Source organism: Niallia taxi (assembly GCF_004005475.1).
Lineage (GTDB): Bacteria > Bacillota > Bacilli > Bacillales > Cytobacillaceae > Niallia > Niallia taxi.
Map to the genome: position 1 here is coordinate 1 of NZ_RZTZ01000040.1, position 6,582 is coordinate 6,582.

Annotated in this window: 9 protein-coding genes; 7 read left to right on the plus strand and 2 right to left on the minus strand. The window is 32.4% G+C overall.

Features of this window, described 5'->3' with window-relative positions; genetic code table 11:
• Nucleotides 1-414, plus strand: a 414-nt coding sequence (locus EM808_RS28170; protein WP_164849828.1) for a DDE-type integrase/transposase/recombinase, incomplete at its 5' end; no start/stop codon positions are given.
• Nucleotides 415-646: 232 nt separating this feature from the next.
• Here the strand turns inward: EM808_RS28170 and EM808_RS28175 are convergent.
• The gene (locus EM808_RS28175; protein ID WP_127743096.1) at nucleotides 647-826 is read right to left on the minus strand and encodes a hypothetical protein; all 180 of its coding nucleotides are present in this window, start codon (nucleotides 824-826) and stop codon (nucleotides 647-649) included.
• Between the two features lie 410 nt (nucleotides 827-1,236).
• Between EM808_RS28175 and EM808_RS28180 the strand changes: the two genes are divergently transcribed.
• From EM808_RS28180 to EM808_RS28205, 6 genes are all read left to right on the plus strand, one after another.
• The gene (locus EM808_RS28180; protein WP_127743098.1) at nucleotides 1,237-1,818 is read left to right on the plus strand and encodes a hypothetical protein; all 582 of its coding nucleotides are present in this window, start codon (nucleotides 1,237-1,239) and stop codon (nucleotides 1,816-1,818) included.
• A gap of 719 nt (nucleotides 1,819-2,537) precedes the next feature.
• Nucleotides 2,538-3,353, plus strand: coding sequence for a DUF3800 domain-containing protein (locus EM808_RS28185; protein ID WP_127743100.1), 816 nt, complete (start codon nucleotides 2,538-2,540; stop codon nucleotides 3,351-3,353).
• Nucleotides 3,354-3,427: 74 nt separating this feature from the next.
• Nucleotides 3,428-4,585: a tyrosine recombinase XerS gene (xerS, locus tag EM808_RS28190; protein ID WP_235856745.1), complete on the plus strand. Its 1,158-nt coding sequence runs from the start codon at nucleotides 3,428-3,430 to the stop codon at nucleotides 4,583-4,585.
• A gap of 58 nt (nucleotides 4,586-4,643) precedes the next feature.
• A complete protein-coding gene (locus tag EM808_RS28195; RefSeq protein ID WP_127743102.1) occupies nucleotides 4,644-4,949 on the plus strand; it encodes a DUF3895 domain-containing protein in 306 nt (101 codons plus the stop codon).
• Between the two features lie 55 nt (nucleotides 4,950-5,004).
• On the plus strand, nucleotides 5,005-5,202 hold the full coding sequence (locus tag EM808_RS28200) for a hypothetical protein (RefSeq protein WP_164849829.1): 198 nt from the start codon (nucleotides 5,005-5,007) through the stop codon (nucleotides 5,200-5,202).
• A 565-nt stretch (nucleotides 5,203-5,767) separates the two neighbouring features.
• Nucleotides 5,768-6,436, plus strand: a complete 669-nt coding sequence (locus EM808_RS28205) for a hypothetical protein (RefSeq protein ID WP_127743106.1) — start codon at nucleotides 5,768-5,770, stop codon at nucleotides 6,434-6,436.
• Nucleotides 6,437-6,494: 58 nt separating this feature from the next.
• Here EM808_RS28205 and EM808_RS29950 read toward each other — a convergent pair whose 3' ends face one another.
• Nucleotides 6,495-6,578: a hypothetical protein gene (locus EM808_RS29950; RefSeq protein ID WP_412973749.1), complete on the minus strand. Its 84-nt coding sequence runs from the start codon at nucleotides 6,576-6,578 to the stop codon at nucleotides 6,495-6,497.
• Nucleotides 6,579-6,582: the final 4 nt, after the last annotated feature.

Genomic DNA, 6,582 nt, shown 5'->3' on the forward strand with positions numbered 1-6,582 from the left:
CTGCATTCGAAAAAAATTGTTGGCTATTCTTTTTCTCGTTTTATGACTTCGGAATTAGTGATCGAAGCACTTCAAAACGCCTGTTTTTCTCAAAAACCCCGAAAGGGCTTAATTCTTCATACCGATCTTGGCTCACAATATACCAGCAGTGAGTTTACTCAGCATGTCCAAAAATACGGAATCAGGCATTCTTTCAGTCAGAAAGGCTGTCCTTATGACAATGCCTGTATAGAGTCATTTCACGCCATATTAAAGAAAGAAGAAGTCTATCATACCCAGTACACAGACTACCGGGCAGCGAAGCTGGCCATGTTTCAGTTTATAGAGGGCTGGTACAACAGAAACAGAATTCACAGCAGCATCGGCTATCAAACACCTCAAGCTATGGAGGATCAGATTAGAAGAACCGCTTGATACTTAATTTTTTTGTGTCCAAATTATTGACTCAAATCCAATATTTTGAGATTTATCTGTGAATGGTTTTCATATCAATATAACCATTTTGTTTACTTATCTGATGGTTTTGCTTGACTAAAAAATAACTAAATAGGATCTATACCTATCATTAGAATAGAGTTATTCCATGGGATGTTCATCATCATCTTCCAATATGTGATTGAGAAGAACAAACAATGCATCTTGCGCATCAAACTATACTTCTATCAACAGAAACATGGGCAGCTACCTGATCCCATTCTTCTAGTGTTTTAATTTGTTCTAAAGCTGCTTTTACTACTTCATGTTGTCCTTTTCCTGCAAAAATCCCTACACGATTTTTGTCCCATTTATCACCATAAATATTTGATAAGTAGTCATAAAGATTCATTATTTGCCTCCTCTATAATTCTGAATTTTTCGTAATTTGATTAACATATTTAAACCTTAACATAGTCATATATATGTTCATAGTTGTTTCGAATAAAGTGAAGATAACAAATTTCACTAATAAATATCCTATGTAAAAACCAACTTTGCGAAGAATTACACTTAAACAATAGGGGGCTTTCCTTAAACAATAGGGAAGCTTTTTTCTTGTTTTCTTGTGTGGCTATAACGCAGGATAATTAAATAAAAATAGATAGCTCTCTATGATATATTGTTAATACAAATAATTAAATTATTGAATATCAAATACAGATATATATAATGAAATGCATAATTCATTTTATCAAAACGTAATGGATGTGTTTGTTAAACTAAAGCTAAACCATGATCAAAATTAGGTGGGATAATATTGTGATTAACTGGGAATGGTTAGAAGTTGATATATTAGAAAGGGAAGAGAAATGGGAGGAAGCAAAATTGCTTCTAATAAAGAGTTGGCGGCAAAATCCTCAAGACATAAAAGTTGCTATTCGACTTGGTTTCTTTGCCTGGAATATATTAGTAGAAGAAGGGCCTTTAGGGATTACAGATGAGGATGTAGATTTTGATGAGTTAGAGACTGTGTTAAAGGAAGTAACACATTTTGGAATGGCTAATTTTATCACAAATGAAGATTTTCTTTGGTGTTTTGGCTATATGACTTCTCTGTTCCCAGATCACTTCGGTGATTATGATTATTGGGAAGAGAAAGGTATATCGATGTTAAAACATGCGTACGAATTATTCCCAAATGAACCAGTATATAGTTATTCTTACTTTGCATCTTTCTCCAATACCCCCAAAAAAAGCCTTAAAGAAGTATGTTATAAGGTGCAAGCTGTTCTTGAAGAGAGATTTCAAGGAGAAGGTGGTGTACTATCCGAATATTTTAAAGGCGTGTGGCAAAATAGCCAAATTCATGAAAAAAGCGTAAAGCTATGGGAAGATTTTTAAGCAGAATAATAAAGAAAATTAAATGAGGCATAATGCTGTTAAAAGTGTCGTCGTTAACTATATGAATTTTTAGATCCTTTAAGGTAGGGGTCTATTTTTATTTAACATCCTTCCCAGCATTCTTATAATAAGTGAATTTTTCTTATGGAAGAAAAGTGGCAGCATTCCTGTAATAAAGGAAAGTTTGTGAAACAACGTACTTAAGCTATAGGGGGCGATAGATTAACAACAGGTTCATTACGTATGATTTGTTTATATGTTGCAACTCTTGTATTATTTCTTTATTTTATTTTCGTATGCGACGAGATACATCTAACAGGTTTCAAGTTGCCTTATTTCTGCAAAGCTACAACTGGCAGCAAGAACGTATGAAATTGACACCAATAGGGGAAAGTAAAACTATTTATCATAATGCAGTTATTCTACCGACAAGAAAAAAAGTACAAACAACGAATATATAAAATTATAAGTTTGCGTTAAATAACTATTTAACGAACATTTACAATAGACAGTAGAATGTGTGTTTGGTATAATGGTAATATAGACCAAAAGGAAAAACCGAGGATGCTATCCTCGGTTTCCCAAAACGTTCGTTTTAACACTGGTTTATCAAATTTCATTAGGCGAAGCCTGTGATAAGCTCAATGCTGTTAATTAAAATTTAACATAAACAAATATTTTATGCAAGCTTTTAAAATGATACGGAGGAATTTTAACAAATGGAACATAATGTAACTGTATTCTTTGATGAAAGTGGAAAAATAGATAAACATGTCTCCCTAATGTGTGGACTTTCCTTACCTACTGACTTTTATACTACAGGAAAAATAAATGCATTAAATGAAAAATTAAAGACTGATCCTAATTATAAATTACATTTTACTGATTTAGGTTCCAATGATTATAAAAATCACGAAGAAGCAGTTAGTGTTATATCAAATTACTATCGTTCCGTTAGAATTAATATAGTTTCTTTTATAAAAATACAACACATAAATGAAGAAAAAAGACGTTATAAAAATATTGTAGATAAAATGATTTATAGTAAGATTCCAGAACGTGTTCTTTATGGTTTATTAAGAGATTATGGTAGTTTTTCTGACATTAAAGCAAGACTATATATTGAGGATAGTGGCCTTTATAGAGATTTTCAATTAGATAAAAATATAAAGGAACAATTAAATACACATTCAATTTACCGCAATTCTCATTTCTGGGTGGAAAAAGCAAAGTTAAAAGCGAAAAATGAAGAAATTGGTATTGAAATTGTAGATACAATACTTGGAATGGTCCGAAATATTATTGAAAATAGACCAGTTACTTTTAAAGATGGTTTTCCAAAGGATAAGAACTTATGGAGAAAAAAGAAGTTCATCATGAATATGATAAACAAATACCCTAATTTCTATCAGTTATTAGTAAATATTAAATACTTTGAGTTGACTGGCCATAGTTCATTGGAGCAAAAAAATATAGCTACATATCTAGATCTATTTACTTCTAAATTTGAATTAGAGTTAGCCGCCCAAAAATAAAAAAGAACAAGTGTTCGTTAAAATTATATTTAGTGCAGACTTAATTAAATTAGAAATAAGGAGGTTGATTAGTCTTGCCCATTGAATCCAGGCAAAGAATTATACATGATGAACGTTTAGAAACCATGCTCCCTCAAATGCCGGATTATGTACAAGAGTATATGCGGTCTAAACGAAGAGCAAAATATTCTCCCTCTTCTCTATTAGGATATGTACATGAATATTTAAAGTTTTTTAACTGGCTCCTTTCAGAGGGTGTGGCTGATTATAAAGATATAAAATCGATTCCCTATTCTGTTTTAGAGACACTTTCAAAAGAAACTGTTGAACTATATAGAGAGCACATAGAAAACGAAGATATTAGAACAGAAAAGGAAAAAACCAAGTCTCCCCCTGCCCCAGTTCGTCGCAGGAGCAAAGATGCAGTAGATCGCAATATAAACGCATTAAAATCCCTCTTCAGCTACTTAACCACAGAGACGGAAAATGAAGATGGAGAATGTTATTTTTATCGAAATGTCTTTAGTAAAATTAAGCAACGTAAAGAACAAGAAACTGCCAGTCGTCGAGCTGCTAAGATAAGTTCAAAGGTGATTAAATCGAATGAAATTAGTGACTTTATTCAATACTTGAAATTTGATTATGAAAAAGTCCTAGAAGCTACGAGTGCTAAGATGTACAAAGCTTACTTAAAGCAAAAAGAAAGAGATGTAGCAATGATCTCCCTTCTCTTAGGAAGCGGAATACGGGTATCAGAGCTTGCTAGTTTAACTCTACAAGATATTAATTTTCATACAAGAGAAATAGATATCATCCGTAAAGGTAATAAGGAAGATACGGTGCTTGTTCTACAAGCTGCACTTGAGGAGTTAAAAGCCTATCTGAGAGTCCGACAAGAAAGGTTTAACACAAAGGAATCAGATATTTATGTATTTGTGAGTAAATACAAAGGCATGGTGCAACCTCTCTCCGTTAGGTCTATACAGACCCTAGTTAGTAAATATACGAAGGAATTTTATGACCAGAATGAATTTAGTACCGGTAAAGGTTTAAGTCCTCATAAGATGAGGCATTCCTTTGCGAATGATTGGATTCTTCAAGGTGGAGATATTATTACACTTAGAGACCAATTGGGACACAGCAGCATTGAAACAACTTCAAAGTATACAAACCTCTCAAGGGATGAAGGTAAAAAGATTATTGAGAAGATGGAAGAAAATCGAAATAAATAACCTCTTCTCTCTTTCCAAGTATATTTTTAAACAGTAATTTAAAGATCGGAGAAATATAATGAGCCAAATATCATTCGATGAATTGTTCCAGGAAGAAAAAAAGCAGGAAAACACAATAAGCGATATTCCCTCTCCCCTACAAAATGATATTTTAGAGTTAATTCGTAAAGGGGAAACAAGTGCTTTATCCATATGTGAGCATCTTATTAAACTAGGAAAATACTCTAATGAACGATTTTCTACAAACAAACCGAAAGCCTATGGAAAGGTTTGCTTAGTCTTAGACAAAATGACCAGAAACGGTCTATTGGTTTTTGTTGAAGACATTGATAAAAAGGATAGAATCTACAAACTGAATAGTTAACATAGGAGGTAGTTTTGTTTTTATGTCAAATATATTCAAATTTATAGAGGTTACTATGAACGATGGAGAGAAAGGATTTCTTTTGAAAAACTCTTCGGATTTAAATTTAGTCAATCGTAATGAAGCATTAGGGTATATAGAAAAGTTAACGGCAGCCTATAACAACCCTTCTGTTGATCAGTTTATTGAGTCTCAAAATAAAAGGATTAATACTGAATTGGATATCGAGTTTACAATGGATCTACGTTTTTAGACTGGGTTTATAACGATGAAAAGAATCAATATATTATTAATCACCCATCATTTAAAATGAAGAAATTCAGGAAAAATCTTAAACAAAATTGGTCCTTTCACTGTGCTTCATGTAATAAAAAGGTTTCAAGTAGTACTGACGATGGTTACTATTTAGTCCGAGCAGCTTCACAAGATAGCATAACCGAAAAGGCCTGTTCTTCTGCATGCTGCTCCGTTATTTGGAGAGATCAAGTACGTGATTGGATTAATGAAAAAGGATACCAGGATCATGTAAAGATAAAAAGTGATCCTCTGGAAGCGGAGGAATAAGTAAGGGATTTAAAATTGATCCGAATTATGTAAACATAACTCCAGAACTGGCAGAACACTTTCGTCACGTCAATTTGGGAAAGTTATTACAAGTATAGCAATTGTAAAAGATTTAAGGCTTGTTTATGGTAATAACAACTTCTTAGAAGAAATGGATGAAATGGAAGAGGTATTGGTGACTGACGATTATCATACATATATTCTAAAAATTGAGGAAGTAGGACCCGTTCATTAATAGAAAAGAGGATTTTTTTATGCCAGTAAAACCGTTTAGTGTACAACGTTTTATACTTTATATAGCTTGTATTGGCTTCGGCGCAGTAGCTTTGTATGGTAATTCGATATACAATCCGACTTATAACAACAGCTTATTGATAGTTTTAGTCAGTTTTTATTTTTTCTTTTCCGCTGCAAACTCATTTACCACTCTAATAGGGATTAATAAAAAAGTGAATACTTTAGAAGAAAACATAAGAGATAATGAAATTAGAGAATTAATAAAAGAAGATGTACATAAGATGGTTCAAGACGTTAAACCGAAGCTTAGCAACACAGTATCAAATCAAGAAACAGAGGTAGAAAAATTTCATAAAGAATATATAAATGCTGAGTCATCTTGGAAAGAAAAATCTTTACGAGATCGTAGTCCATTTGAAAACTACCATAGTACTTTATATCAATTAAGAAAGAATAAAAAATATATTACCTTTATTAATATTTTCTTTAACCTGGTTTTAGGTTTTTCATTAATAAACTCATTAAATTCATTTATATATTTTATAGTAGTTGCGCTCTTCTCCATCTTTTATCTGCCGATATTGCTAAGAAGAAAAAGGTTACGAAAGGTTGAAACGACTTTATATCAAGAGATTACTCCGATCGAGTTAAAAGAATTTGATGACATGATAAACAAAGGATATTAATGAAAAGTCCAACTAAATAGTGGTCTTACCCCTGTCAAGTAGACAGCCATAAAAAAGACTATGCAGCCAGTGTGACTCGGTATTCAACCGGAGCACACTGGTTGAGTCGTTTTTGGAATCTTTTATAGTTATATTCGTACATATAA

Bases quoted from the DNA above. Each gene is read 5' to 3' on its own strand.
- EM808_RS28185 (WP_127743100.1), top strand. From the start codon at position 2,538: ATGGAACATAATGTAACTGTATTCTTTGATGAAAGTGGAAAAATAGAT.
- EM808_RS28175 (WP_127743096.1), bottom strand. From the start codon at position 826: ATGAATCTTTATGACTACTTATCAAATATTTATGGTGATAAATGGGAC.
- EM808_RS28200 (WP_164849829.1), top strand. From the start codon at position 5,005: ATGAACGATGGAGAGAAAGGATTTCTTTTGAAAAACTCTTCGGATTTA.
- EM808_RS28195 (WP_127743102.1), top strand. From the start codon at position 4,644: ATGAGCCAAATATCATTCGATGAATTGTTCCAGGAAGAAAAAAAGCAG.
- EM808_RS29950 (WP_412973749.1), bottom strand. From the start codon at position 6,578: ATGTACGAATATAACTATAAAAGATTCCAAAAACGACTCAACCAGTGT.
- EM808_RS28205 (WP_127743106.1), top strand. From the start codon at position 5,768: ATGCCAGTAAAACCGTTTAGTGTACAACGTTTTATACTTTATATAGCT.